Raw genomic sequence first — 25,971 nt, forward strand, 5'->3', positions numbered from 1 at the left:
GGACGGTGAGCGTAGGAACTTCCATCCTGGAAGACCTCGACCCCTATCCCGACAGCGACGCGGCCCGGACGTCTACACCGTCAACTGCGAAGAGCCCGATATGCCCGAGCATCGGGAGGAAGGGGCGCGCGGCCACTCGATTCGTCTTTCGACATTGATCGCCGCAGGCCATCCGCCTGCTCAAGAAATCGGATATTCGGATCATCGATGTAGTCGCGGGGCACATACACCTGTCGGTACTTAACTTGAGTCTTGTCCTTCGAGAACCACAGGATCACGTCGTAGGTGTTGTCGAGGAGTTCCCCGCCCTTGCCTGTGGTCTTCCGGAAGATCACCTGGCTGACAAAGTTCTCTGCGCCAAACACCTCGTCCAGCAGGCTCCGCACGAGATGCACATTCTCATCCCCAATTTGGACGAACACGCTCCCTGACTCGGTAAGCAAGTCTCGTGCCACGATGAGCCGGTCGCGGAGGTAACTGAGGTAGGAGTGGATCCCAAGTTCCCATGTGTCGCGGAAGGCGCGGATCTGCTCAGCCTCACGGGCTGCGTCGTCGAGCCTGCCGTCCCTGACGTCCCGCTTTGACGCGCGCACCTGCCAATTGGACCCGAACTTGATTCCATACGGCGGGTCGATGTAGATCATCTGCACCTTGCCCCGGAGCGCTTCGCGCTCGGCCAGCGAGGCCATGACCTGCAGCGAGTCGCCGAGGATCATGCGGTTCTTCCAGGACTCCTCGTGCTGGTAAAACTCGACCTGACTGAGGTCGTCGAGAGTGTCGAAATCCTCGAAGTCAAAGAGGGTGGCTTCGGCAGGCTCAGCCGCCGATTGCGAACGCTTGCGGAGGTTCTGGATGAGGGCCTGCGGTGCGATCTTCTCTTGGATGTAGATCGGCGGCGCGTCAACGACGAGGTCTTCGCCGTCCTGTGCGTCTTTGCCCTTCCAGACGAGCTGCGGGTCGAGGTCGGGATTGCGCGGGTAGCGCAACGGCGGGAGCGAGTCCTTGTTCTCGTCGTAGAAGGTTGCCGCGGCATCCGCGGTCGGGATGTTCGACCGGGTCTCGTCGTGGTCGTAGGCCGTGACCTGGGTCGGACCCTTGGGCTGGCGGGGGCGGGCCATCAGACTCCCTCGAAGATGAGACGGGACAGTAGATCGGGGTCGCCGACGATCGGGTGGTCGGTGATGTGCTCGGCGATCGCCCGGCGGAGCACGTGCTCGGCATCGTCAACGCCGGCTTTGCCGAGTTCGAGGTAGCCCCAGCGGCCGAAGGCGCCATGGTTGTTCACGGCGGTGCACCACATGTTGCGGGCGGTATTCGCCTTCGCCTTCGTGGGCCCGGGGCTCTTCTGGCTGCCGGATACCTCGACAATGAGCGTGCGCGAGAAGTCCTCACCATCCACAGGCGCGAGGCGCAGGAGGAAGTCGGGGAGGTACACGTGGCTGCGGCCCTGGTGCACGTAGGGAACTTCGAAGCCGAGGTGGTCGTTCTTCACATAGCTCGTCAGCAGTCCCTCGCCTACGAGCGTCTCGCACACCTGCGCGATGCGCCTTTCCCACGTGTTGCCGTCCTTGCCGTCGAGCGTGACGTGCGACACGTGCGAGTGGGTCGTCTCGAACACCTTCTTGCGGGTGTCGAACCACACGGCATCCGTGCTGTGGACGTGCTCTCCGAACGCGAAGATGGGGCGCATGAGCCCACGGCGGGCTTCATCTTCGAGGCGTGCGATCGCGTGGCCGATGGCCTCCGCGGCGAGCTGCTGCGGCTCGGCGAGAGTGAGGAACCCGACGGTGTATCCGGACTCGACGTGCACCTTCTCGCGCATCCAATCTCGGGCGAACGCAACGAGCTGCGGGAACAGCCATGGGCGCCGGTCGTCAGCGTCGGGGAACAGGAATCGGAGGGTGCGCTTCGCGATGCCGAAGGCGACCTCCTGCACACGTGCCTCCTTGATTCCTTCGATGCGCTCGGCTTGCCCAACGATGCCGGCAGCTTCGACCCAGCTGGGGACAGTGCTGCCACTGATCGTGAGATGGTCGGCGGCATCGAGGTCGAAGACGAGAGGCGCATCGGGCAGTTCGACTCGGTAGCCCGAGAGCACGGGAAAGTCGATCCGCAAGTGCGCGCGCTCGTCGAGCGCTTTCACGCGGATCGACGGCTCGGGCGGTTTCGGTGGGTCGACCGGCTTGTCCGACGGGATGAACGAGAACGGGATGCCGTAGACGTTCGCGTATTCGGCGGGGAACAGTTCCGTCTCGGGGTCGGGGGCGTAGGAGCGGCGGCGCAGCCCGCGACCAACGACCTGCTCGCACAGCAGTTGGCTGCCGAAAGCGCGCACGCCGAGGATGTGGGTGACGGTGTTGGTATCCCACCCCTCAGTGAGCATCGCGACCGACACGACGCAGCGCACGTGCTCGCCGAGCTTGCCCTTTTTGCCAACGGTGTTCATCACCTCGCGCAGCAAATCGGAGTCGTCGAGCTTGTCGGCATCCGCGCCCGGGTTGGAGGTGCGGTAAGCCTTCTTGAACGCCTCGATCTCGTCGGCTGCGGCCTTCTTGAAGTCGTCGCGCATCGACTCACCCGACTCGAGCTGCTTCGAGTCGACCACGATCGTGCGCGGGATCGCGATGTGCTGGTCGTTGTCGATGTTCGTGAACAGCGGCAGGCTGCCCTTGACCAGGCGCACGTCGTCGCCGTCGGTGACCTCGTAGCCGGAGATCCAGTCGTAGACGAGCTTGGAGACGAGCGTGTTCGGGGTCACCACGATCATCACCGGCGGCGGCTCATCGAGCGACTTGAGCCGCTGCTCCCAGTCGGCGTAGGCGGCCTCGTAGCTCTTGTAGAGCGAGAGGAGCGCGCCCTCGAGTGCTGCGGGCATGTTCCACGTGCCCGGTGCGGGCAATGCGGACAGCGACACCTTCTTCGGCCAGCCCGGGTCGTCCTTCACCTGCTCGTAGAGGTGGAGGTACGTGACCAGGTCGCCTTGTGCGTTGTCATCAACGGGCAGGCGGGGCACCTTCACGATGCCCGACTCGATGGCATCCATGAGACCGAAGTCACTGACCACCCACGGGAAGATCGACCCTTCCCCGTAGCCGGATCCCTTCAGGTAGAACGGTGTCGCAGAGAGGTCGTAGATCGTCTTGATGCCCTCCTTGCCGCGGTTGCCATACTTGCGGATGTCGACCAGGCCGCGGAACCACACGCGGGCGTCTTCGTTGGCCTCCTTCGTATCGGCATCCACCTTCTCGTCGAGGTCCTTGGGCTGGTAGCAGTGATGCGCTTCGTCGTTGAAGACGACGATCTCGCCTTTGTCGCGGCCGAGCTTGTCGAGCACGCGGGTGACGACCATCTGCGGCGTCTCGGTGAACGCGCCCTGGTCGGACTTACCAGCCAGCAGCAGCTTGCGGGTGTTCGCGCTGATGCCTTTGCCCGCCGAGGTCGTGCGTGCCATGAACTGGTGGTAGTTTACGATGTGCACGTCGGCTTGGTTGAGCTGGGCGCGGAGGTCTTGGGGGACGATGCCACGCAGATCGAAGTAGTTCACGTCGAGCGGCTCGGTCGGCTGGAGAACCTTGAGGCGGTCCTTGATCGTGATGCCAGGCGTGACGATGAGGAACCGCTTGACGAACCTCGAATCCTGCGGCTGGTTGACCTTGTTGAGGGTGTGCCAGGCGATGAGCATCGCCATCACGATGGTCTTTCCGGCGCCGGTCGCCATCTTCAGCGCCACGCGTGGGAGGCCTGCGTTGTGTTCGGCATTGGCGGCGGCGAGCGTATCGCGCCAGTCGATACCGGCGAGGCTCGATCGGTCGTACTTGCCACGCCCGACAACCTCGGCGAGGTAGATCGCGGTCTCAGCTGCCTCACGCTGGGCGAAGAGGATCCGGTCTTCGCGGCTCGGGTCAGACCAGTGCAGCAGCAGCTTGCGGCTGATAGCGGTCACGCCGGGGTAATTCTGGCGGCGCCAATCGCGCAGCGCGTCGCGGAGCTGATCGATCTTGTCGTTCTTCTCGACCCGCTCGTCGGTGAGGCTGCCGAAGTCCAGTGTCGGTGCGGGTGCGTTGCGTCCGCGACCCTTCTTCGGCTTCGGGATCGGGATGAAGAACTCACTGGGGCGTCGTGACTCGACGATGTTCCCGGTCGGGCCCTGGTCGCCCATCTCAAAGTGGCGGGTCGGTTCGTCGTACGCGGAGTTCAGCACCGGGTTTGACAGCGATGCGCTGACGTCGGACACTCAACCTCCCCTGGGCGGCACCCGGTGGACACGACGGCGCCAACCCCATCCTGGCAGAGCGCATTGCCAAGTCGCTGACCGGATGGGCGGTTCGGAAACGTCCGGATGCCGTTGATGGTGGGTGGAGTGGCGTTTCGCTGGCAGAGTGCATCAACGAAGGGGCCAACCTGGCGGCGTAGTGCGAATCGGGGCTGATTGACTCCGGATCCGGGGCTGTGCTGGCGGAGCATGCCTGAGTCGAAACTAAGGGAGTGACCAGAAGTTCTCGCGAAGATGGAGTAAGCGCACGCTGGCTCCGGCGACCATCGAGGGCCCGCGCGGGGTGCGACAGCGAAGGGGAGAGGGACTGTGGGGATCGATCCTTGCGACTACCTCCAGGCGAAGAGTATCGCCGCACAAGTCGCAGACAGCAGGACTGACCAGATCAGATGCACCCACTGCCCGGTCCAGGACATTACTTTCTGAAGGCCCTTTGAGTCGATTACTTTGCGCATCCCAACGAGTGCCGTTAGCCCGCGGAACGGGCGACTGATGTCAGCGCCGAGCGCGCCGCCGCCAGCGTTGAACACGTTCTGTCGCAGGTGGCGCGCGCCACGGCGACTCGTCAGGCTCACGAACACCGAATGCGCAACTAGCAACACGGCATAGACCAAGCCGAGGGCCGTGGCAATGTCGCCGCCAAGAGTGCCGAGGGCAACGCCCACGATTGCCATCAGAGCTGCGTAGAGGACGCTGGATCGCACTAGGCCTGCAATGACGTACATCCGCTCAAGTCCCCGGTCCGATGCATCTATTGGCTGCGCTCACAGACTGTAGCGCGAGGAGTCAGCGAATGAAGAATGCACGCAGGCACTTTCTGTGTAAGCACTCGCTACTTAGACCTAATCGGCGTACTCTGAAGCCATGCGCGGTGGCCTCGAGCGGTGGAAGCGGGGTGCCGGGTCGCAAGGGGTCCGGCAGGCGATGGCCTACGCGCTCAAGGGCAGCTGCGACTCACACCTGCGCGCGGTGACCGGTGTCGACGCGCTCGCCGGGTACAGCGGGGTGGGCGGGGGAGGCGTGCAACGGTTCACCGTCGCGGACGGTGGTGTCACCGTCGACATGCTCGACGCGGAGGAACTGCGGCGCTGGGTAGACGGTCACGACCCGATCACCGACGAACAGCGCGGCCGCGAACTCACCTTGCCGACGGCCGACCTGATCCTCGACGGGACGATCAACGCGCCCAAGTCCTACAGCATCGCCGCACTCCTGCATCCCGACCTCGCCGCGGAGTTCGAGGCGCTTCAAGACCGCCTGCGACACACCATCATCACCACCTGGCAGCGCGAGCTCAACGCGCGGCGCGGCGCCGGCGGCCGCATCCGCGAATCACTTCACCGCATCGAAGTCGTCGAGCTCCAGCACCGCCGCTCACGGGCACTCGACCCGCACATCCACCGTCACCTGTGGCTCAACGTCAAGGTCCAAGGACGCGACGGCAAGTGGTCGAACGTCGACTCCCGCGTCGCGATGAAGCTCCACACACTCATCAACGCAGAAGGCGAACTTGCCGCACGCACCGACCCGCAGTGGCTGCGCGCGCTCGCCGCGCACGGATACCGCCTCGACGACAAGGGTGAGATCGCCGAACTCGCCTCCCTCGTGCGCCCCCTGTCGCGCCGCTCAACCCAGATCGAAACGCACCGCGCCCGCCTGCTCGCCGAATGGCGCGAGACGCACCCGGGACAAGAGCCCGACCACGCGGTGCTGCAGCAGATCGACAGGCGCGCGTGGGCGACCGGGCGACCACAGAAACCGTCAGATCTCGAAGAGGGCGAGTGGGAGAAGCGGATCCGAGTCGAGATCGCCGAGGTCGCAGGCGATGTGCTCGGCGACCGAGCGCCGGCTGAGATGGCCCCGGTCCCGATCGGTGCGCTCGATCGTGACCTGTTGGCGGCGAGGGCGATCGTGGATGCCGACGCGCGATCGACCGGATGCGGCGGACGCTTCTCCGCATACGACGTGCGAGCCGGAGCCACCCGAGCCATCGCCGCGTCGGGGATCGTGAGCGACAGAGCCCACCTGCAGGAGCTCATCGAAGACGTCACCGCGCGCGCCCGGCAGCTCACCGTCGACCTACTCACCGACGACGGTGAGCGGCCGCAGCACGTCAAGGCCTACATGGCGGCATCCACCGCGGCCATCAAAGTCGACCTCGCCCAGCGCCTCGAAACGCTCACGCACGAAGGTATCCGCTTCGACAGCGACGACATCGCGAACATCGGCAACCTGCTCCTCGCGCGCGACGAGCGGCTCGACGACGGGCAGATCGAAGCCGCCGCAGCCATTGCGGGGAGTGACCGGCTGGTGTCGGTGACCGGGCCGGCCGGTACGGGAAAGACGACCCTGCTGCGCGTGGTTCGCATCGCGCTGAAGCAGCAGGGTCGCGGCATGATCGTCGTCGCGCCGACGAAGAAGGCGGCCACGGTCGCCGGCCGCGAGATCGGCGCGACCGCGATCAGCCTGCACGCACTCCTCGCCGACCACGGCTGGCGCTGGGGGCGCGACGCGGCCGGTGCCGAGACCTGGTCGCGATTGGCAGCGGGGGAGACGGATGCCAGCACCGGACGCGTCTATGCGGGTCCGCGCCTCTACCCACTGCGGCCGGGGGATCGCATCGTTGTCGACGAGGCGGGGATGGTCGATCTGCACACGGCGAACGCACTCGCTGCCCTCGCGCAGGAGTCCGGTGCCGGCATCGCCATGGTGGGGGACCACCTGCAGGCCATGCCCGTCGGCCATGCCGGAGCGATGGCCTGCCTCACGAGGCGCGCCACCGCCGTTGTCGAACTCACCGCTGTCCACCGCTTCCATGACCCCACATACGCGGAGCTCACGCTGCGTATGCGCGAACCGGCATCCGTCGACGATGCAGCCCGCGTCGCCGGCGAGTTGGAGGGCCGTGGACTCATCCAGCGCGTCGTGGATGCCGACGCGGCTCGGGCCGCGATGGTGTCGGCCTACTTCCGGTGGGCAGGCGACGGCAAACGGGTCGCGCTGGTCACGAGCACGAACGACGAGGCGACCGCTATCAACGAGCAGATCCAAGAGCGGCGCGTCCAGCGAGGACAACTCGACCCCCGGCGCGTCGCGGCCGGGCAGGGGGAGCAGCGGCTCCTCGAAGGCGACGTCGTGCAGACCCGTCTGAACGACCGCGGATTGGGAGTCGAGAACCGGGCACTCTGGACGGTGCGCCGCATCCGGCCGGACGAGGTTGAACTGGTCAGCCTCACCGACAGCGGCGACGTCCGACACGTGAGCCGTGACTACGTCGCCGAGCACGTCCACCTCGCATATGCGTCGACCGTGCACGGCATCCAAGGTGAAACGACGGATGCCGCCGTCGTCGGGCCGGGCGTGGATGCGGCCGGCCTCTACGTCGGCATGACGCGTGGCCGGCTGCGCAATGAGGCGATCGCTATCGCCCGCGACGCGGCCAGCGCCAGGGAGCAGATCGCCGACAACATGATGCGAAACCGCATGGAGGTCTCGCTCGACGATTCTCGCGGGGCCGCCCGGATCGAGCTGGGGCGAGCGGCTCGGCCCGCTCTATCGGTGGCCGCGGCCGCGTGGAGCGACCGGTCGCGTCGCCCGTTCGGCGCGCAGCCGAACATCGACATCATCGCCGCGCGGGCGGAGCGCCAGGCAACCAAGGCTGCTGAGGAGATCCGCCGACTTCGCGCCGACGGTGCGCCGTCGACGCGTGACGTGCAGGTCCGACTGCGGGAGCTGTCGGCCGACTACGCGCACCGGATCGAAGTCCGCGACGCGGCGATCGCCGAGCAGCATCTGCGCGCGGCGCTGCCTCCGGAGATCCGGGTGGGGGAGGATCGGGCCCGCGCGGCGCTGGCCGAGGTAGACCGCCCGTTCAGGGGCGCGGCGACAACGAGTGCCATCTCGCGGTTCTAGACCGTCACGCGTAGGTGTGGTGGACGTGCCAGCCGGTTTCGGACGGGCACACGTCGAAGATGAGACTCTCGCCGTCGGTATCCGCCGCTTGAAACCGCCAATTATTCAGTTCGCGTCCGGCTGTCATCGATCGTCGAGCATAGACTTCCCTCAGGGCGACTGGGGGCTGGGCTCACTCCGCGGGTTGAGGCTGGTCAAAGGAGGAGAGCATGGCGAGGAAGAGGCTGGAGGCTGAGGTTCCCGACGGCGCGCACCTCGACTTTTCCAGAGACACCGACGGGGCCTATCGCGGCACGCTTCGTGACGATAACAACAAGCTCATCGGGCACGCGGAGCTTTTCGAGGTTTCCGACGACGAAGACGAGTCCGGCGTTGGGGACGGCTCAGGCCTCGGTCTTGGTGGTGCGCTTGCGGGGCTCGCGCTCGTCGGCCTGACGGTTGCGGCGGTCTCTGCGGCAGGCGCTATCAGTGGTCGCAAGGAGCGTCGCCGCGAGGAGGAATGGCAACGCGCTGAAGCGCGTCGAAACGCTGCGGCAGCCCCGCCGCCCCGCGCTTCTGCGCCGGCGGGTTGGTATGACATCGGCGCGGGTCGACAGCAGTGGTGGGATGGGCAGGGATGGACGGAGCACGTCCAGGATGACCTGCGTCGGGCATCGGCGCCGGCTGGCTGGTATGACGACGGCTCGGGTCGTCATCGCTGGTTCGATGGCCAGGAGTGGACTGATCACTTCGCCGACAGCCGCGGGCGTGCCGCGCAGGGTGAGGCCGCGGTGTACGCAGGTGCGTCGGAGAGCGCTCCAGCGAGCTCCGTCGTGGCGGCTCATCAGCAGCCCGTTGTCAGCATGAGTAGCGCGGAGTGGCAGGAGCGTGTCCGTGCGATGCTGCTGGCCCGAGCGTTCAGCGAAGAGCAGTGGCGGCTGATTTCACGCGCACGCATCGAGGACGGCGACGATGCGCTGCTCCGGTGGCAAAGCGAGTTGGCTGCGCTCACGCCGCAGGAGTTCGCTGATCGGATCAACGCTGTCGTCGACGCGAAGGCGGCCCAGAGGACGAAAGCGATCGAGCCGGCAACAGCCGGTTGGTACGACAATGGCTCAGGACAGCATCGCTGGTGGGACGGGCACGCCTGGACTGACCGCCTCGCAGAGGAGCGGGTTCCGGTGGCCAAGGCTGCGACGCCCGCCGGGTGGTACGACGACGGATCAGGCCGCCTGCGCTGGTGGGACGGTCAGGGCTGGACGGGGCACCGCGCCTGAGCGTGTCGCGGCGGGCCTAGTCTTGTGAGTCCTCGCGCCGGATTCCGTGTGTGCCCGCTGCCTTATCGAAGTCGCGCTGCCAGCTGTCCATCTCGCCCTTCGGGCCCATCAGGCCATCGAGGGCGACTTCGAAGACGAGTCCGCGATGCGCATTCACGTCACGGATGTTTCGCAGGAGCTGTCCGTCAACCGCCGCCATTGCGTCCTCGACAGCATGGATGCGCTGGGCTGGTTCGTCCCACAGGTGGGGATTGGCGATGATGTCCAGCAAATACTCGCGGTCGAGCGCGGCGGCGAGCTTGTTGAGCTTGTCTTCGTACTCGATGCTCGCGAGGTTGCGTTGCGACTTGTCAGATTTCACGCTGAGGCGCTGGAACAACTCGTAGACGTTGGTGCTCATCGAGTCGATCTGCGCGATGATCGCGACGGCTGACTGGTTGCCGCTCGCCGCGTGGATGACATAGAGCTGACGCAGTCCGGCAAGTCGATCCACTTGGGCCTGCACGCGTGACGGAACGGGGTCGGCCTGACGCTTGCGCTTGGCAGGCTTCTTACCCTTCCGGCGTTGGCGGAGCCAGAGGATCAGGCCGGTGACGGCGGCGCCGCCGGCCAAGATGGATATTGCGAGCCACCCGAACTGCGTGGGACCGTTTCGGTCGAAAGAGGCCATCACGGCTGCAGATACCAGGCCGATCGCGAAGGCTGCGCCGTAGACCCACCCGATGACGATCCAGACCTTCTTCTTGTTCCTGTCGTAGCCCTCAAGCCGCAGCCCCCACTGGTCTCGGGCGCCGCCGCACAAGGTGATGATTAGGTCGATAAGCCACCAGTACCCGAATCCGCCCATTGTGCAGAGCTTGACGAGGGCGGAGCGTGTCTTTCCGAGATAGAAGCGATCGGCACCGAACATCCCCAGCGTCCACGAGAGGAGAAGTGCGACCACGTAGCTCTTTGTGCCCTCTGGAACCGGATGCTGACGCGGCGCGGCGGGCTGCGTGACGGCCACGCGGTACGGCGCCCCGGCGGGAGGGGGCGGTTGTATGCGCGGCGGTGGGGGCGGTGGCAGGGGCGCCTGCGGTGGCGGCGGTGGAGGCGTTCGGCGCGGCGGAGGGGGTGGCGGCATGTTGGACAAGCTGCACCCCCGAGCTTCTTGAGCCTGACGGCCGGGCATCCATCAACTCGGCCTAGAAATCAGTCTAGGCCGAGGGTCCGACGGCACCCTCGCAGCGGTCGGCGGGCTGAATGCTCGGAACACACGTGCGCAGCTCTTCCTGCTGGCGATCGGGCTCTCATGCGTAGGTGTGGTGGACGTGCCAGCCGGTTTCGGACGGGTGCACGTCGAAGATGAGGCTCTCACCGTCGGCATCCGTCGCTTGAAACCGCCAGCCGTACAGCCCGTGCGCGGGGGCAGCCGTATGGCCCCAGATGGAGTCGCGAAGCCGCGTGGGAGTGTCTGACACCCGCCACCGGCGTCCCGCGAAGTACATGCGCGAGGGCACCTCATCGACCAGCCAGATCGTGGCTTCCTGTTCGATGAGTGACGTCTTCATGAGTGAAAAGTCTAGAACATAAGTTCTAGAATCGATAGGCCAAGATCGGTGCGCAGCGGGAGCGGAGGCGACGCGGATGGGCACGAATCGCCGCTATGCGGACTCTATCGACGCGCGCATGAATGAGCGCATCCTCGACCGGATCACCCGCGACGGCCCGCTCCAAACGCTGACAGCGATTGAACTCCAGCTCGACAAGCTTGCCGTCACAACCGACCCCAACCCGGAGCGTGTTCGCGCCTGGGTGCGTTTCGGGCCAACGCCCGTTGTCGTCGACGCTGAGGCGTGCATGTGGACGGGCAATGCCGTCGCCATTCGCTTCCGTGCCGACAACAAGGAGTTCCGCTGCTGGGTCTGGCGCGGCGCCGTCGAACAAGCGCCGACGCGTAAGTCCAGTTAGGGCGTGTCTGACAAAGGTTGACGGCTCAGGCTGAGAGTCTCGACGCGTGTCTAGGTTTCGGTTGCTCTCGGATGCTCAGTGGTCGTTGATCGAGGACATGTTGCCGCGTCCGACCGGGCGGCCGGGGCGGAAGTTCTCTGACGCGAGGCTGATGGTCGAGGCGATCATCTACCGGTACCGGTGCGGGATCGCGTGGCGGGACTTACCCGAGGTGTTCGGGCCGTGGCAGACGGTGTGGACGTGGCATCACCGGATGGCCGCCGCCGGTACCTGGGACAAGGTGCAGGCGAAGCTGACCGCCGCGGCCGACGCGGCGGGGTTGATCGATTGGTCGCTGTCGGTGGACTCGACCGTCGCCCGCGCGCATCAGCACGCGACGAACACGACTCGCACCACAGGGGGCTGGGTCGAACTACACGAATCTGCTGATCGAGCCGCCTGATCATGGCATCGGCCGCTCCCGCGGCGGGCTGTCGACGAAGATCCATCAACTCGTCGACGGCAACGGGCTGCCACTGGTCACGCTGATCACGCCGGGGCAGGCCGGCGACTCCCCGATGTTCCTGCCGCTCATGGCGCAGCTGCGCGTTGACCGGGACGTTGGCCGGCCGCGAACTCGTCCGGACGCGGTCCGCGGTGACAAGGCGTACTCATCACGCGCGATCCGCGGGCACCTCCGCTCTCGCGGGATCAAGGCGGTGATCCCCGAACCCGACGATCAGAAGGGGCATCGCAAGCGTCGCGGGTCACGCGGCGGCAGGCCGGTCGGGCTTGACGCCGCCGACTACAAGAACCGCAATGTGATCGAGCGCCGCTATTGCCACACCAAGCAATGGCGCGGCCTCGCCACCCGCTTCGACAAACACGCCGTCATCTACCGCGCTGCCGTGGTCCTCAACGCCGTCATCGCCTGGACAAAGGCAATGTCAGACACGCCCTAGTCGGTGTCGATGCAGGCGCGGGGTTCGTGGGCGTGCGGGCGGCACCGTTGGAAGACGCCGTACTCCCGGCTGGCGAGCTGTGGGAGGCGACCGTCGCTACCCCGATTGACTAGCGTTGCTGGCCGTCTTGTGCTGACGGCTGGGTGGAGTTGAGGTTCTCGTGAGATCGGACACCGCTCATCAGGGATCGGCGCCAGCTCGTGCGGTCCGAAGTCAGAGTGCGGCGGCTCCGGCCTCAGCCACAGTCTGGTCTTCCTCGATGCTACCGGTGGACACTCCGATGGCTCCGACGATGACGCCGTCGCGGACCAGCGGAATGCCCCCGGGGAACACGACGATACGGCCACCGTGAGCGTCGTTGAGTCCGTACAGGTCGCCCGTCGGGCGCGTTGCCTCGGTGAGGTCCTTGGTCTGGGTCTGGAAAGCGATGGACGTGTACGCCTTGTTGATGGCGATGTGGATGCTGCCGATGTTCGCAGTATCCATCCGCACGTGTGCCTTGAGGTTGCCTCCGGCGTCCACGACGGCGATGTCCTGGGGCTGTCCGATCTCCTCAGCGCGCGCGATGGCGGCATCGATGACGCGGCGAGCGTCCTCAAGGGTGATGGTGTCCTGGATCTTGGGGTTCGACATGGTGTCTCCTCTTCATTGAAGGTCAGGTGTTGCGGGTGTTAGGCGTCGCGTGAGCGACGACTGGGGTGGAGCCTCGGCCGGCCCCGATGAAGGCCTGACAGACATGGGCCGGCCGAGGGGTTGAAAGTTCCCGTCAGGCGACGGGAAGCAGTGCGATGGAGAGCGCGGCGGCGAGCGCGCCTCCGATGAGCGGGCCGGCCACGGGCACCCAGGAGTACGCCCAGTCGGAGGTGCCCTTGCCCTTGATGGGGAGGATGGCGTGAATGATGCGAGGCCCGAGGTCGCGCGCGGGGTTGATGGCGTAACCGGTGGGGCCGCCGAGGCTGATACCGATAGCGATGACCAGGAAGGCGACGGGCAGGGCGCCGAGTTCCGCGGGGGTGCCTCCATTGGTGAAGGCGAGGATGCCGAACACGAGGACGAACGTTCCGATGACCTCCGTGACGAGGTTGGAGCCGTAGGCACGGATGGCAGGACCGGTCGAGAAGACGCCGAGCTTCGTGGCGGGGTCGGGCTCTTCGTCGAAGTGGCGCCGGTATGTGATCCAGACCAGGAGCGCTCCGAGCATGGCACCGACGAGCTGAGCGGCAATGTAGACGAGGAACTGCACGAATGTGATGTTTCCGAGGATCAGCAGGGCGATGCTGACGGCCGGGTTGAGGTGCGAGCCCGAGGAGTACGATGCCGTGACTCCAGCGAAGACGGCGAGACCCCAACCGATGCTGACCGCGAGGAATCCTGATCCGAGACCCTTGCTCTTGATGAGGGAGACGTTGGCGACGACTCCGCAACCCAGCAGAAGTAGCAGGGCCGTTCCGACCGTTTCGGAGAGGAAGATCAATCCGAGGTCCATGGTGTTTCCTTTCCGCGGACGTCTGCGTCCGCGCAGGTCAAACCACGCGCTCGGGTGCGCGTGGTCACAGATGGTGGTGCGAGGGGGCGGCGCCCGGGTAGAAGGTGGAAGGTCAATCGCGGTCTACCCGGGCGCGCTCGGTACGGGACTGTGCGGCGCAGCGCGACCTACGCCGAACAGCGGGGGGCTCCTCAGAAGGTGCGGATCGGGATCTCCGCGGGAGCCTCGAGAAGTTCGCGAATCTCGTCGTCAAGCTTGACAAGCGTGATGGACGCGCCCGCCATGTCCAGCGAGGTGCAGTACTCGCCGACATAGCTACGGGTTGGGGTGATTCCCTGGGCCGCGAGCTTCTCGTGTGCGATGCCGTACAGAAGGTACAGCTCGCTGATGGGGGTGCCACCGAGACCGTTCACCATCAGCGCGACGTCATCGCCGCTGCTGTAGGGGATGTCGCTCACGATGGGCTCCAGAAGCAGGTCGACGATCTCGTTCGCCGGGACCCACTTCTGACGTGCACGGCCGGGCTCACCGTGGATACCGATGCCGACTTCGATCTCGTCGTCGCCGATCTCGAACAGCGGCTCGCCCTTGGCGGGCGGGGTGCAGGCGGTGAGCGCCACGCCCATGGTGCGGGTGACGGCGTTGACCTTCTCGCCGATCCGGACGATCTCGTCGAGGTCCTTGCCGGCCTCAGCGGCAGCGCCGACGGCCTTAATGACGAAGAAGTTGCCGGCGACGCCGCGGCGACCGATGGTGTACAGCGAGTCCTTCACCGCGACGTCGTCGTCGATGAAGAGGGTGCGCACCTTGATGCCCTCTGCGGCAGCGAGCTCTTCTGCCATTTCGAATGCCATCTTGTCGCCGGTGTAGTTGTTCACCAGCAGCAGCACACCCTTGTCGCTCTTGACGCGGCGTGCGGCCTCGACGACGAAATCGGTGGGCGGGGCGGCGAACACGTCACCGGGGCAGGCGGCGTCCAGCATGCCCTTGCCGACAATCATCACGTGTGCGGGCTCGTGGCCGGAGCCGGAGCCCTGGATGATAGAGACCTTGTCGTTGTTGGGCGCATCGGCGCGGACGATGAGGTTGTACTTCGGGTCGTACGTGAGCGTGTCGGGGTTCGCCAGGGCCAGGCCCTTCAGCATCTCCGGGACGAACGCCTTCGGGTCGTTGATGAACTTCTTCATTGTGTTCTCACTTCTTTGTGTCGGATGGGTAATGGAGGGAGGGTAAGTCGTTACCAGGCCTCGGCGACGCGCTCGCTGAGCACCGCTATCGCGATGGCGCCGGGGTCAGGGGAGCCAATGCTGCGCTCACCTGCGTAGGACGCTCGGCCGCGGTGTGCCTCGAGCTTCGCGGTCTCTTCGGCGGCGGCGCGCGCGGCCTCAGCGGCGTGCTGAGCCACGGCCTTGCCGTCCAGACCCTTACCGAGGTCCGCCTCGATGGCGTCGGTGAGCGGGACCAGAGCGTCGAGCAGCGTCTTGTCTCCCAGGGATGCGCCACCTCGCTTCATGATGCCCTCGATGGCTGAGCGGAGCATCGCGACCACATCGGCCTGGGTGATGTCGTTCTTGTCCTTCACGGAGATCGCAGCGCGCAGGAACGCGGTGCCCCAGATCGGGCCGGACGTACCGCCGATGCGGCCGGACATCGTTGTCGCGACCTTCTGAATGAAGGTGCTGAGAACCGACCGGTCGTACTCATCCCACTCGGCGATGACGTTCTCGAACCCGCGAGCGAGCGAGTATCCGAAGTCACCGTCGCCGGCGACGGCGTCCAGGTCGCTGAAGTACTTCTCGTTGTCGACGCACGTCTGTGCGATGAGCTTGATGACGCTCTCGACGCGGGCGACGCCCGCCTGGCTGAAGGTGCTGCTCATGATGTTCCTCGGCTTCGGTTATCGGATGGTGAGGGCAGTGAGGGTGTCGAGAGTGACCTGGCCGGTCTCCTCGACGCCGCGCGGGTTGGAAAGGAAGTGTGCTGGCGTCTGCGGCTGGTCGCCCAGGCTGTCAACGACCAGTGCCGCCTCGGTGAAGTCCTCATCGGCGGTATAACTGGACACCGTCACGACGGTGGCGATCCCTGCCGCAGCCGCGGCGCGTAGCCCGTTCTGACTGTCCTCGACGACGACGGCGTCCGTTGCGTCGATTCTCAAGTCCCGCAGAGCGAGCAGGTAGATGTCCGGTGCCGGCTTCTTCGCTGGGACGACATCTCCTGCGTAGACACGGAACCAGGAGGCCGCGTCCTCGCCGACCGCATGTTCCAGCACAGCGCGCACCGATTCTTCGGCGGACGTGGATGCGACGGCGAGCAGCCATCCTGCGTCATGGGCGGCATTAACGATTCGGGCGATTCCGGGCCGCCCCGGCATCTCGCCGGCTCGAACCTTCGCCGTGTAGCGGTCAGTCTTGAACCGATGCCACTGCTTGACGAGGTCGATCTGCGCAGCCTCATCGGTGGGCAGGTTCGCCGATGCAACGAAGTCGCTGGTGAGAAGCGAGGCGAGACGCTCCTTACCGCCGCCAATTCGCACCTTCTCGGCATAGTCCTCTTCGGACCAACGCACGGGAAGATCGAAATGCGCGAAGGTGTCGTTGAACGCAGGCAGATGACCGTCGCGCTCGGTGTCTGCGAGCACTCCGTCGCAGTCGAAGATCAAGGCGCGAGTCACGGCTTGGCGGCCTTCGCCTTGGCTGCCGTGCCATCGGAGCCGAACCATTCGATGTGGTCACCGATGACGCTGGTGACAGCATCACCGATGGCAGTCACCAACTTCGGCGGATCCCAATGGTTGTTGGCGCGCGCCCAATCGAGATGCTCCGCCGATGCCTGCATGTACGCGTGCTTGACGGCTGTGGAGATGTTGATCTTGGAGACGCCATTGTCGATGAAGGCGCGGAAGTCGGCCGGCTCAAGGCCGGTTCCCCCGTGAAGAACAATTCCCTTGTCCGTGAGGTGCGCGAGTTCGCGGGCGCGCTCAGGGAGAAGGGTCGGCTTGGACGTGAACAGGCCGTGGCTCGTGCCCAACTGCGGGGCGAGCAGGTCAGCACCGGTGCGCTCCGCGATGGCTGCGAGCTGGTCGACGGTATACGCGTGGTGGGCTTCGTCGCTGCCGACTCCGTCTTCGACCCCGAGGATGTTCTCGATCTCGGATTCGACGTCGACGCCCGCTGCGTGAGCCTCCTTGACGACTTCCGTCGTCTCACGCTCTGCGTCAGCAAGATCACGGTCAGAAGCATCGAAGAGAACCGATGACCACCCGGCGGCAATGACGTCAGAGAGGACAGAACGGTCCGGGCAGTGATCCAAGTGGAGCGCGACCGGCACGGATGTGTGCCGCGTGAGCGCCTGGAAAAGGCTCGTGATGAAAGCGGTCCCCGAGGTGCGAACAGTCTTTGTCGAGATCTGGACAATCAGAGGCGAGTCCTTCTCCTCGGCTGCGGCGATGACCGCGCGCATGCTGATCTCGTCGAAGACGTTCACAGCGGGAACCGCGTATCCGTGCTTCCGCGCTCCCGTCGTGAGACGACGAGTTGATACGGCCATAGTCCGATCTCACTTCCTTGTGTCAGGCTCTGCCTCAGCGAGCTCCGGCCAGAACATCTTTCGTTCCGGTCCTTTTGGTCCAGAGTACATGGCTATACAACTCTATACAAGACGGACTAGGTAAGATCATGTGGAAAGTTTTGGAGGCATAAAGATGACGGCCGTGATTGAGCGCGACTCAGCGACACCGATCTATCAGCAGCTCGAGGACATCTTTCACGCGAAGATCGCCAGTGGTGAGTGGGCACCCGAGCAGCGCATCCCGTCGGAGAACGAGCTGAACCGGGAGTACAGCCTGAGCCGCATGACGATTCGTGGTGTGCTCAACAAACTGGCGGGTGATGGTCTGCTCATCCGCGTTGCCGGCAAGGGCACGTTCGTCGCCCCGCAAAAGATCAACGCGGTCTCTCCTGCATACAAAGGAATCCGTGAGCAGCTCGAAGTGCTCGGGTACGACATCGCGACGACGTTGATTTCTACGGAGCGCGTTCCCGCGCCGACGAGAGTGCGTGAGCACCTGAATCTGCCGGCGGGCGCCGAGGTCATCGCCATCATACGACTGCGGACGGTAGACGGGAAGCCTCTGAGCGTCCACCGCTCCTTCGTGCCAGCGAGCCTCGCGCCGGGACTGGATCAGCTGGATGTCGTCAACGAGCAGCTGTGCGTGGTTCTCGAAGACAAATTCAATCTGTCGATGAAGAGCGTCTCCGAAGATCTGGAAGTCATCGCCGTCGAAGGAACCGACGCCAAGCTGCTGGAGCTGCGCAAGGGCGACCCGGCACTGCTGTTGACGGATGTCATCACGAACCCGGCAGGGACGGCCTTTGAGTACTCGACCATCGTCTTCCGCGGCGATACGGTGCGGCTGAAGTTCGATTACAAGCGTGAGTGAACCCGCCGTGGTGGATGACTCGGGGTCCACCACAGCGGGTCCGCCTAGCTGTACTGCCCAGGGAGGTTGTTTGATCTGGCTTCCCTGATGTGACGAGAACCTCCCGGCAGAGTGGAGCTGCTACCGCATCCGCTCTGAACCAGGAGGTTCTCGTGTCTCACGCTAACGCGGCGCTCACCCCGCGCCAAAGGCTCCGTCTTGCACAGAAGATCGTCGACGAGGAGTGGACGGTCGCCGCGGCGGCGGACTACTTCCGTGTCTCCTGGCCCACCGCCGCGAAATGGGCGCGACGCTACGTAGAGCTCGGTGAAGCGGGGATGGCCGACCGGTCCTCGCGCCCGCATGCGCATCCGAACAAGACCCCGACGCACCGTGTGAAGAAGATCGTGCACCTGCGGATCCGCAAGCGCCTGGGGCCGGTCCAGATCGCCGACCGCGTCGGGATGCCGGCCTCGACCGTCCACGCGGTGCTGAAACGGTGTCGACTGAACCGGCTCTCGCATGTCGATGTGAAGACCGGGGAACCCGCCCGCCGGTACGAGCACGACAAGCCCGGCGCGCTGATCCATGTCGACGTGAAGAAGCTCGGCAACATCCCCGACGGCGGCGGCTGGCGCTACGTCGGACGGTCCCAAGGCGACCGCAACCGAGCAGTCACGGCCAAGCGCACCGGAAAGCGAGGCATCGCCGGCGACATGGTCACCGGCACCGCCTACGTCCACACCGTCATCGACGACCACTCCCGCGTCGCTTACGCCGAGATCCACGACGACGAACGCGCCGAGACCGCGATCGGCGTCCTGCAACGGGCCGTGTCCTGGTTCGCCGACCGCGGCGTCCGCGTCGAACGGGTCCTCTCGGACAACGGCCCCGCCTACCGCTCCCACGCCTGGCGACGCGTCTGCGCCGAGCTCGCCATCACACCCAAGCGCACACGTCCTTACCGTCCGCAGACGAACGGGAAGATCGAGCGATTCCATCGCACTATGGCCGACGGTTGGGCCTACGTGAAGCACTACAACAGCGAATCAGCCCGCCGCGCAGCCCTGCCCGCCTGGCTGCACTTCTACAATCACCACAGGCCCCACACTGCGATCGGGAAGCTCCCGCCCATCAGCCGGATCTCAAACAACCTGCCTGGGCAGTACACCTAGCGGACGAGCAGCCGAATGCGCTCGTCCAGTCCCGCGGCGTCAAGCGCGTATCGAGCAAGCAGTCCTGAGTACGTACCGGTGACGATGTGCTCATGCGGCAACCCGATGGCGTGCACGGGAATTCCCGAGGATGCCAGAGCCTCGCCAACGGCCGCGGAGAGACCGCCGCGGGTGTAGTGCTCCTCGACAGTGATGACTCGTCCGGTGCGATGAGCGGACGCGCGGATAAGCGCCGCGTCAACAGGTTCGACAGTTGGCATCCCGATGAGGTCCACATCGATGCCGTCGTCCGCGAGCCGTTGCACCGCGACCACGACCTCCGGGGTGATGGTCCCCGTCGTGACGACCGTTGCGCGAGACCCTTCCCGAATCATCCGCCCTTCCCCGATGGTGAACGGTGCCTGTGGGAACAGATCGGGGATCGATGGGCCCCCGATGCGCATGTACACGGGCCCGTCGTGCTCAATCATCGCCTTCGCTGCCTCCCGGATCTCTCCGGGGTCCTGGGGTGAGAGGACGACGACACCGGGAAGCATGCGGATGATTGCATAGTCTTCGAGGGAGTAGTGTGTGGGCCCGAGGTCGGAGTAAGTGATCCCTCCGTTGCGACCGACGATCTTGACGTTCTGACCCATGTACGCGATGTCATTGCGGAATGCTTCGTAGTTCCGGTTGGTGACAAACGCTGCGATGGCCGCGAAGACGGGGATCTTGCCGGTCGACGCGAGACCTGCGGCGACGCCCGTCGTTCCGTGCTCCTGAATGCCGAACTCATAGTAGCGGTCGGGGAAGCGCTCGCGGAATGAGCCGAACCCCGACGACAGCCCGCTGTCGGCGGAGAGGACGACGACACGGTCATCGTCCGCAGCGAGGTCGGTCACTGCTTGCCCGAAGGTCTTTCGCGGATCGATAAGAGTAAGCGTCTCAGCAGCCATGGTCGTTCCATTCGCGCAGGTTGTCGATGCGGGCGTGCACTTCACGTTCGGCTCGGTCGAGCTCCTCGACCGTCGGCTTCCAGTAGTGCGAGGCAAGGGTTCCCTCCAGGAAGCTGATGCCCTTCGCCTTCGTCGTGCGAGCAACGACAACGGTCGGCCGGCCCTTTTCGCCATCCGCAACGCTGACAGCGTCGAGGACGGCATCGATATCGTTCCCGTCGATGGTGACGGTATTCCACCCGAACGCCGCGAACTTGTCGGCAATCGGCTCCATGTTCATGACTTCAGCGGTCGGCCCGGAAATCTGCAGATCGTTGACATCGACGAAAGCGACGAGGTTGTCGAGTCGGTGGTGCGCAGCAATCGACGCCCCTTCCCAGTTCGCCCCCTCGGGGAGCTCACCGTCCCCAAGGATGGTGAAAACCCGTCCTCCGTTGCTCGCGGCACGGAGGCCCAGTGCCATCCCTGCAGCAATCGACAGCCCGTGACCCAGGGCACCCGTATTCGCTTCGATGCCCGGAAGCTTGTGAAGGTCGGGGTGACCGCCGAGTTTGCTGCCGACAGAGCCGTACGTGTCGAACAGCGCCTCCTCGAAGTAACCGCGACGCCCGAGAACTGCGTACTGCGCCATTGCTTTGTGGCCCGCGGACAGCAGGAACCGGTCGCGATTCGGGTCCTTCGCGGCTTGCGGGTTGACGCGCATGGTCGCGAAATACAAGGCGGTCACGATGTCGATGCACGAGAGCGCCCCGCCGAGGTGGCCAGAACCGCCTGCCCGCACCATCCGCAGGACGTTGAGGCGTGCGAGCTCCGCCTCGATCTGCAGCGGGATGGCATTCATACGCGAGTGTTCTCGGTTTCGTAGTCGTACAGAGCGACGAGCTTCGGCGCACTCCGCTCGTTCTCCACGTACGACACCGACAGGTACTCGCGAACGAGTCGCTTGACCGACTCGACGCCGGTGACCTGAGCTCCGAAAGCGACCATGTTGGCGTCGTTGCTTAGCTGTGCACGCTCGGCCTGGTACGCATCCGTGAGCAGGGCGCAGTATGCGCCGGGAACCTTATTCGCCGAGATGGAGACGCCGATGCCGGTGCCGCACATCACGACACCACGCTCGACCTCCTTCGCCGCGACGCTTTCCGCCACCGCAATGGCCGTCTTCGGATATAGGGGGTCGTCGGAGCCGAAATCGCGAACCTCGTGGCCGAGCTCACGAAGGTAATCAGCGACGGCATCCTTGAGGGTTGTTGCGTTCGGGTCGCAGCCAATTCCAATCAACATGCATGTCTCCTATCTATACCTGTATAGGCTTGTATATCTGAGGATAGACCGAATCGACGTAAGATGGAAGATCGGACTGGATGGTCCGCCCATCGAACTGGGAGACAGCATGGCCAGAGATGCCCACCCCACACCGCTCGATAGTGCGGACGTTATTCTCTCCGACCTCGACGGAGTCGTGTACCGCGGCGCAGCACCCATACCGCATGCCATCACCGCTCTGAACTCGGCGCGAGAAAGTAAGACGGTGGGGTTCCTGACGAACAACGCCTCCCGGCTGCCGGCGGACGTAGCCGAACAGCTGACGACAATGGGACTGCACGCCGACGCGGATGATGTCGTCACCTCGCCTCAGGCGACGCTGCTGCTCCTATCGAATGTGGTTGAGCCGGGGGCGCCGCTGTTGGCCGTCGGCGGTCCGGGGTTGACGATGGTGCTCGAAGGGGCGGGGTACCGACTTGTTCGCACGGCGGACGAGCACCCCGACGCGGTCGTCCAAGGTTTCTCACAACACGTGAGCTGGACTGACCTGGCCGAAGCTACTTACGCTCTCGCCTCCGGGATCCCGTGGGTCGCCACAAACCTCGACACCGCCCTCCCGCTCGAGCGCGGACTGGCGCCTGGCAACGGAGCACTCGTCGCTGCCATCCGCGCTGTCGTCAACCGCGAACCTCTCGCTGCCGGAAAGCCCGAGACGGCGCTCTTCGACGCCGCCCGCGAGCGATTCCCCGGCTCCCGATGGCTGTTCATCGGCGACAGGATCGACACAGACATCAGAGGCGCAAGACGATCCGAGATGAGTAGCGCTCTCGTCCTCACCGGCATCAGCCGGCCACGCGATGTCTTCGCTGCACCCCCCGATGCACGCCCCGACTTCATCTTGCGCGACCTGCGCGATCTCACCCTGCCGTACCCCTCCACCCGGCTCACGCGCAACGACCAGTTCCTGACATCGACCGTCTCCAACGCGGTGGTCGCGGCTGAAGGACAACGTGTTCGCCTCGTCACGCCAGGAAACGAGCCGATGAATGTCATCCGAGCCACAGCCGCTCTCATCTGGGAATATGCCGCAGCATTCGACAGCCTCAAGCTCGACACCGAGCTCCACGACGTCATCACCGCGGCCCTCGACTGACGGCCGGTACGTCACTCATCAGCACCTGCCGACCTCCTGCTCTGCGAAGATCCGCAACAGCACAACATCCCCCTCGCCGGAGGGCTGACGTCGGTTACAGCGCGGGAGAGTGCTCCGTCGCCCGTCGGATGGGCGGCGTTTGCTGGATGAGTAGACGGAAGGGGAACTCATGGCTAGGACGGCAGTTGCCCCGAGTTCGTGGATTTCGACCCGATGGTCTACGACATCACATGATGGCAGTGGCTTTCGCACCGGAGCGCTCCATCACCACGTGCCCCACACCGCTGACACGTACGTGTCAATCAGCGATCCGGCTCAAAATGCGGACATCGACTCGGGCTAGGGCGTGTCTGACAAAGGTTTGGTCCATGCGATGACGGTGTTGAGGACGACGGCGGCGCGGTCGATAACGGCGAGTTTGTCGTAGCGGGTGGCGAGGCCTCGCCATTGCTTGATGCGGCAGTAGCCGCGCTCGATGACGTTCCGGTTCCGGTAGTCGGCGGCGTCGAGACCGACGGGTCTGCCGCCGCGTGAGCCGCGACGTTTGCGGTGTCCTTTCTGATCGTCGGGCTCGGGAATCACAGCTTTGATGCCTCGGCCTCGAAGGTGAGAACGGATCGCGCGGGATGAGTACGCTTTGTCGCCCCGCACCGCGTCCGGACGGGTGCGGGGCCGGCCCGTTTCGCGCCCGACCCGCAGATGTCCCATCAGCGGCAGGAACATCGGAGAGTCCCCGGCCTGCCCTGGCGTGACCAGAGTGACCAGAGGCAGCCCATTGCCATCGACGAGCTGATGGATCTTCGTCGACAGGCCACCCCTGGAGCGGCCGATGCCGTGATCAGGCGGCTCGACCTGCAGATTCTTGTAACTCGATCCAGCCCCCTGTGAGGCGGGTGATGCTCGTTGCGTGCTGATGCGCACGAGCAATCGTGGAGTCCACCGACAGCGACCAATCAATCAGGCCCGCCGCGTCTGCTGCTGCCGTGATCATCGCCGCTACCCGATCCCACGTCCCGTCGAACGCCATCCGCCGATGCCACGTCCACACCGTCTGCCACGGCCCGAACACCGGCGGCAGATCCCGCCATGCGAGGCCAGTCCGGTACCGGTAGACGATGCCCTCGACCATCGTCCGCGCATCCGAGAACTTCCGACCCGGACGCCCCGTCGGACGTGGCAGCATCGGCTCGATCAGCGACCACTGAGCATCCGAAAGCATCCGAAAACGAGACATGCTTTCAGGCTCGCAGCCAGCCACCCGAACCTTTGTCAGACACGCCCTAGCCGCAGTCGTACGCGCCGAGGCTATCGCTCCCCAGCACCAGACTCGTCACCTGCGGCTCTGCGCCGCCCGATGTGTTTGTCACGTAGGCGGTCAGCACCACACCGTCGACGGAGCTCCACCAGAACTCACTGTCGACGTTCGAGTAGAACCCGGCGGCCTTCAACTCGGAGAGCGTGGTGCCGATGGTGATGCCGCTCGCGGTGCGTGGAGCGGCGACGTCCCCGGTGACCTCACCGACAGCACTGATCTGAATCCATGGTCCGCGTTCACCACCGCCGATGTTGCCGTCCGCGCCCCCGGCAACAGCCCAAGCAACGTCCGCGCCGGAGCAGAGGTATCGACGCTCGCGCACCAGCGCAAAGTCTTCCTCTACGTGCGCGAGACGGATCGGACCGACGCCTTCCGCGGTGATGAGCCAGGGCTCGTCGGGGTCCGGCGCCGTTACCTCGGCAGCCGAGATTGTCAGGGATCTCGCGTTCTGCGGGAGCGTCATCTCGGCGATGTAGTCGATCGTGTTGATCGCAGCGGGCATGAGTGCCAGAGCGACGCTGATCTTTCCCACCAATTGCCCGGCCAGCTTTCCCGCGGCATTCTCCTGCATCCCGTTCGCAAGGAGTGCGAGCCCAATCATCTGTGCGATCTTCTCGTCTGCCGACCGAAGGCACCCGAGGACGGCACCGGCGCCATTACCGATGTCGGTGACACCTGCGAGCGACGATCCACAGTTTGCCACCGCGAGCGCAGCCGCGAGCGTGCCGTTGATCTTCGACGCACCCCACGCCGCGAGTTGCTGCGCGACGGTCGACATGAGTACCTGCGCGACGGAAGGCAACCGCATCTCAAGCAGATACTCGTTCGTGAAATCTGTCAGCGAAGAAGCGGGGATGCCGAAACTGATCTCCTCGCCCGCGCCGACGAAACGCCCCTCGTTCAGGAGCTGGAAGGTGGCGTCCGCAACGGCTTGATCGAGGCTCCCGACCTGTTCGAGGAGCTTGCCAATCGAATTCTCTGAGGTGGAGTTGTACTCCCACACGGGCTGAACATTCAAGACCGCCGGGAACCCGTAGCCACGGTTCGCGCGGGCTTTCACGACGAGCAGCTCAGGATTCGCCTTGTCGTATCCGGCGCAGAATCTGACGGGATCATCGACGCCGACGCCGACCGGGAGGTCGATGACCCAGGCGGGTGTCGGCAGATCGCATTCGGGGAGCTCGACCCGCTTCGTGAAGATGTTGCCGAGCGACCAGTGCAATGCCCCGCTCGCGGTATTGACCGCACCTGTCGTCCACTCTGCGACCGCTTGCCCGGCCTTCGCCGCGCTGTCACGGATGGCGGTCAAGGATTGCTGTGACCCGGAGAGGAAATCGGTCCAGATCGAGAAATGGTCGACGTCAGCGGTGACCGAGCGACGGTCCGTGGAGATGGACGTCGGAACCGCCTGCCAGGTCTCGAATACTTCGTCCCAGTACGCGAACGTCGCGGCGACGTCGTCGGGGAGTGGCTGCGCGTACGTGCGCGTGAGCGTGGCCCCACCCGCGGGGAACTCTCCGGCGAGCTCGATGCTCATGGGAGTGCCCATCACAAACTCTGTCGCCTGCCCCAGCCCCGTGACTTCGGCGGCCGCGGCCTCCGGGAGAGCAGCAACTTCGACGGTGGGCTGGTCCCCACCTGCAACCGTGACGTCCAGTGATCCTGGGTTCGTCGGCTCCACAGCCGGTGGGGTACACGCGACGAGAAGTCCCGTCGCGAGAACGGTCGTGACGATGGCGGCGACGAATCTTCCCCCGGCTGCATTCATGTGATCTCCCCAGAACAATGAGCGTGTGTTCAGCATGGCGCATACACGCGACGCCGCGCGATCATCGGCCAGGTCTCGGGACCGGCGCCACACGACGAAGCGGGCAGGAGTACGCTGACTCCTG

The 25,971-nt window shown here is 65.1% G+C and carries 23 protein-coding genes; 7 read left to right on the top strand and 16 right to left on the bottom strand.

Annotated features, from left to right (window positions below; all coding sequences use genetic code 11):
- Window positions 1-80 precede the first annotated feature (80 nt).
- The 3 genes from ABS64_RS00005 to ABS64_RS00015 form a co-directional block, all read right to left on the bottom strand.
- On the bottom strand, window positions 81-1,118 hold the full coding sequence (locus ABS64_RS00005) for a site-specific DNA-methyltransferase (RefSeq protein WP_292679878.1): 1,038 nt from the start codon (window positions 1,116-1,118) through the stop codon (window positions 81-83).
- Window positions 1,118-4,234 (bottom strand): BPTD_3080 family restriction endonuclease, encoded by a 3,117-nt coding sequence (locus ABS64_RS00010; RefSeq protein WP_292679880.1) that lies wholly within the window; start codon window positions 4,232-4,234, stop codon window positions 1,118-1,120. The genes ABS64_RS00005 and ABS64_RS00010 overlap by 1 nt, the downstream gene beginning before the upstream one ends.
- A 368-nt stretch (window positions 4,235-4,602) precedes the next feature.
- Window positions 4,603-4,947, bottom strand: coding sequence for a hypothetical protein (locus ABS64_RS00015; protein ID WP_292679882.1), 345 nt, complete (start codon window positions 4,945-4,947; stop codon window positions 4,603-4,605).
- Between the two features lie 190 nt (window positions 4,948-5,137).
- Here ABS64_RS00015 and ABS64_RS00020 point away from each other — a divergent pair, with 190 nt between their 5' ends.
- Window positions 5,138-8,185 carry an AAA family ATPase gene (locus tag ABS64_RS00020; protein ID WP_292679883.1) on the top strand — a complete coding sequence of 1,016 codons (3,048 nt, stop codon included), beginning with the start codon at window positions 5,138-5,140 and terminating at the stop codon, window positions 8,183-8,185.
- 209 nt (window positions 8,186-8,394) lie between these two features.
- Window positions 8,395-9,441: a DUF2510 domain-containing protein gene (locus tag ABS64_RS00025; RefSeq protein WP_292679885.1), complete on the top strand. Its 1,047-nt coding sequence runs from the start codon at window positions 8,395-8,397 to the stop codon at window positions 9,439-9,441.
- A gap of 16 nt (window positions 9,442-9,457) precedes the next feature.
- Here ABS64_RS00025 and ABS64_RS00030 read toward each other — a convergent pair whose 3' ends face one another.
- Together ABS64_RS00030 and ABS64_RS00035 are read right to left on the bottom strand one after the other, a co-directional pair.
- The gene (locus ABS64_RS00030) at window positions 9,458-10,447 is read right to left on the bottom strand and encodes a TM2 domain-containing protein (RefSeq protein ID WP_292679887.1); all 990 of its coding nucleotides are present in this window, start codon (window positions 10,445-10,447) and stop codon (window positions 9,458-9,460) included.
- A gap of 283 nt (window positions 10,448-10,730) precedes the next feature.
- Complete coding sequence (locus ABS64_RS00035) at window positions 10,731-10,991, bottom strand: hypothetical protein (protein ID WP_292679889.1); 261 nt, start codon at window positions 10,989-10,991, stop codon at window positions 10,731-10,733.
- Between the two features lie 76 nt (window positions 10,992-11,067).
- On the opposite strand from ABS64_RS00035, the gene ABS64_RS00040 reads away from it, so the two are divergent.
- Together ABS64_RS00040 and ABS64_RS00045 are read left to right on the top strand one after the other, a co-directional pair.
- Window positions 11,068-11,391 (top strand): hypothetical protein, encoded by a 324-nt coding sequence (locus ABS64_RS00040; RefSeq protein ID WP_292679891.1) that lies wholly within the window; start codon window positions 11,068-11,070, stop codon window positions 11,389-11,391.
- 46 nt (window positions 11,392-11,437) lie between these two features.
- A protein-coding gene (locus tag ABS64_RS00045) for an IS5 family transposase (RefSeq protein WP_156145919.1) occupies window positions 11,438-12,332 on the top strand; the annotation gives its coding sequence in 2 pieces (ribosomal slippage) (window positions 11,438-11,788 and window positions 11,790-12,332; 894 coding nt in all).
- A 213-nt stretch (window positions 12,333-12,545) separates the two neighbouring features.
- On the opposite strand, the gene ABS64_RS00050 is transcribed toward ABS64_RS00045, so the two are convergent.
- From ABS64_RS00050 to ABS64_RS00075, 6 genes are all read right to left on the bottom strand, one after another.
- On the bottom strand, window positions 12,546-12,965 hold the full coding sequence (locus ABS64_RS00050; protein ID WP_042540859.1) for a heme-binding protein: 420 nt from the start codon (window positions 12,963-12,965) through the stop codon (window positions 12,546-12,548).
- Between the two features lie 133 nt (window positions 12,966-13,098).
- Window positions 13,099-13,818 carry an MIP/aquaporin family protein gene (locus tag ABS64_RS00055; RefSeq protein ID WP_042540857.1) on the bottom strand — a complete coding sequence of 240 codons (720 nt, stop codon included), beginning with the start codon at window positions 13,816-13,818 and terminating at the stop codon, window positions 13,099-13,101.
- A 191-nt stretch (window positions 13,819-14,009) separates the two neighbouring features.
- Entirely contained in the window at window positions 14,010-15,005 is a 996-nt protein-coding gene (gene dhaK / locus ABS64_RS00060) for a dihydroxyacetone kinase subunit DhaK (protein ID WP_068751136.1), read from the bottom strand.
- 50 nt (window positions 15,006-15,055) lie between these two features.
- Complete coding sequence (dhaL, locus tag ABS64_RS00065) at window positions 15,056-15,697, bottom strand: dihydroxyacetone kinase subunit DhaL (protein WP_042540853.1); 642 nt, start codon at window positions 15,695-15,697, stop codon at window positions 15,056-15,058.
- Between the two features lie 18 nt (window positions 15,698-15,715).
- Complete coding sequence (locus ABS64_RS00070) at window positions 15,716-16,489, bottom strand: HAD-IA family hydrolase (protein ID WP_292679902.1); 774 nt, start codon at window positions 16,487-16,489, stop codon at window positions 15,716-15,718.
- Window positions 16,486-17,364, bottom strand: a complete 879-nt coding sequence (locus ABS64_RS00075) for a class II fructose-bisphosphate aldolase (RefSeq protein ID WP_042540849.1) — start codon at window positions 17,362-17,364, stop codon at window positions 16,486-16,488. Before ABS64_RS00075 ends, ABS64_RS00070 begins: the two co-directional genes overlap by 4 nt.
- Before the next feature lie 163 nt (window positions 17,365-17,527).
- On the opposite strand from ABS64_RS00075, the gene ABS64_RS00080 reads away from it, so the two are divergent.
- Both ABS64_RS00080 and ABS64_RS00085 read left to right on the top strand, forming a co-directional pair.
- Complete coding sequence (locus ABS64_RS00080) at window positions 17,528-18,256, top strand: GntR family transcriptional regulator (protein ID WP_292679905.1); 729 nt, start codon at window positions 17,528-17,530, stop codon at window positions 18,254-18,256.
- 152 nt (window positions 18,257-18,408) lie between these two features.
- Complete coding sequence (locus ABS64_RS00085; RefSeq protein ID WP_292679906.1) at window positions 18,409-19,410, top strand: IS481 family transposase; 1,002 nt, start codon at window positions 18,409-18,411, stop codon at window positions 19,408-19,410.
- Here ABS64_RS00085 and ABS64_RS00090 read toward each other — a convergent pair.
- The 3 genes from ABS64_RS00090 to ABS64_RS00100 are packed head-to-tail and all read right to left on the bottom strand — an operon-like array spanning window position 19,407 to window position 21,629.
- Window positions 19,407-20,345 carry a transketolase C-terminal domain-containing protein gene (locus ABS64_RS00090; protein WP_042540843.1) on the bottom strand — a complete coding sequence of 313 codons (939 nt, stop codon included), beginning with the start codon at window positions 20,343-20,345 and terminating at the stop codon, window positions 19,407-19,409. The genes ABS64_RS00085 and ABS64_RS00090 overlap by 4 nt on opposite strands.
- The gene (locus ABS64_RS00095) at window positions 20,335-21,186 is read right to left on the bottom strand and encodes a transketolase (protein ID WP_042540841.1); all 852 of its coding nucleotides are present in this window, start codon (window positions 21,184-21,186) and stop codon (window positions 20,335-20,337) included. Before ABS64_RS00095 ends, ABS64_RS00090 begins: the two co-directional genes overlap by 11 nt.
- Window positions 21,183-21,629 carry an RpiB/LacA/LacB family sugar-phosphate isomerase gene (locus ABS64_RS00100; RefSeq protein ID WP_042540839.1) on the bottom strand — a complete coding sequence of 149 codons (447 nt, stop codon included), beginning with the start codon at window positions 21,627-21,629 and terminating at the stop codon, window positions 21,183-21,185. The genes ABS64_RS00095 and ABS64_RS00100 overlap by 4 nt, the downstream gene beginning before the upstream one ends.
- Between ABS64_RS00100 and ABS64_RS00105 the strand changes: the two genes are divergently transcribed.
- Complete coding sequence (locus ABS64_RS00105) at window positions 21,628-22,764, top strand: HAD-IIA family hydrolase (protein ID WP_231567546.1); 1,137 nt, start codon at window positions 21,628-21,630, stop codon at window positions 22,762-22,764. The genes ABS64_RS00100 and ABS64_RS00105 overlap by 2 nt on opposite strands.
- A 339-nt stretch (window positions 22,765-23,103) precedes the next feature.
- Here ABS64_RS00105 and ABS64_RS00110 read toward each other — a convergent pair.
- Together ABS64_RS00110 and ABS64_RS00115 are read right to left on the bottom strand one after the other, a co-directional pair.
- Window positions 23,104-23,998, bottom strand: a protein-coding gene (locus ABS64_RS00110; RefSeq protein ID WP_292679910.1) for an IS5 family transposase whose coding sequence is annotated in 2 segments (ribosomal slippage) — window positions 23,104-23,646 and window positions 23,648-23,998 — 894 coding nt in all. Because the reading frame shifts where the segments join, the coding sequence is not laid out codon by codon here.
- Between the two features lie 46 nt (window positions 23,999-24,044).
- Entirely contained in the window at window positions 24,045-25,883 is a 1,839-nt protein-coding gene (locus tag ABS64_RS00115) for a hypothetical protein (protein WP_292679911.1), read from the bottom strand.
- Window positions 25,884-25,971 lie beyond the last annotated feature (88 nt).

Origin of the sequence: Microbacterium sp. SCN 69-37, assembly GCF_001724435.1 — a bacterium.
Lineage (GTDB): Bacteria > Actinomycetota > Actinomycetes > Actinomycetales > Microbacteriaceae > Microbacterium > Microbacterium laevaniformans.

Coding starts and splice junctions, on each gene's coding strand:
- ABS64_RS00040 (WP_292679891.1), top strand. CDS start 11,068: ATGGGCACGAATCGCCGCTATGCGGACTCTATCGACGCGCGCATGAAT.
- ABS64_RS00035 (WP_292679889.1), bottom strand. CDS start 10,991: ATGAAGACGTCACTCATCGAACAGGAAGCCACGATCTGGCTGGTCGAT.
- ABS64_RS00005 (WP_292679878.1), bottom strand. CDS start 1,118: ATGGCCCGCCCCCGCCAGCCCAAGGGTCCGACCCAGGTCACGGCCTAC.
- ABS64_RS00095 (WP_042540841.1), bottom strand. CDS start 21,186: ATGAATGCCATCCCGCTGCAGATCGAGGCGGAGCTCGCACGCCTCAAC.
- ABS64_RS00020 (WP_292679883.1), top strand. CDS start 5,138: ATGCGCGGTGGCCTCGAGCGGTGGAAGCGGGGTGCCGGGTCGCAAGGG.
- dhaL (WP_042540853.1), bottom strand. CDS start 15,697: ATGAGCAGCACCTTCAGCCAGGCGGGCGTCGCCCGCGTCGAGAGCGTC.
- ABS64_RS00115 (WP_292679911.1), bottom strand. CDS start 25,883: ATGCTGAACACACGCTCATTGTTCTGGGGAGATCACATGAATGCAGCC.
- ABS64_RS00050 (WP_042540859.1), bottom strand. CDS start 12,965: ATGTCGAACCCCAAGATCCAGGACACCATCACCCTTGAGGACGCTCGC.
- ABS64_RS00055 (WP_042540857.1), bottom strand. CDS start 13,818: ATGGACCTCGGATTGATCTTCCTCTCCGAAACGGTCGGAACGGCCCTG.
- ABS64_RS00100 (WP_042540839.1), bottom strand. CDS start 21,629: ATGTTGATTGGAATTGGCTGCGACCCGAACGCAACAACCCTCAAGGAT.
- dhaK (WP_068751136.1), bottom strand. CDS start 15,005: ATGAAGAAGTTCATCAACGACCCGAAGGCGTTCGTCCCGGAGATGCTG.
- ABS64_RS00105 (WP_231567546.1), top strand. CDS start 21,628: ATGCATGTCTCCTATCTATACCTGTATAGGCTTGTATATCTGAGGATA.
- ABS64_RS00015 (WP_292679882.1), bottom strand. CDS start 4,947: ATGGCAATCGTGGGCGTTGCCCTCGGCACTCTTGGCGGCGACATTGCC.
- ABS64_RS00090 (WP_042540843.1), bottom strand. CDS start 20,345: ATGGCTGCTGAGACGCTTACTCTTATCGATCCGCGAAAGACCTTCGGG.
- ABS64_RS00025 (WP_292679885.1), top strand. CDS start 8,395: ATGGCGAGGAAGAGGCTGGAGGCTGAGGTTCCCGACGGCGCGCACCTC.
- ABS64_RS00075 (WP_042540849.1), bottom strand. CDS start 17,364: ATGGCCGTATCAACTCGTCGTCTCACGACGGGAGCGCGGAAGCACGGA.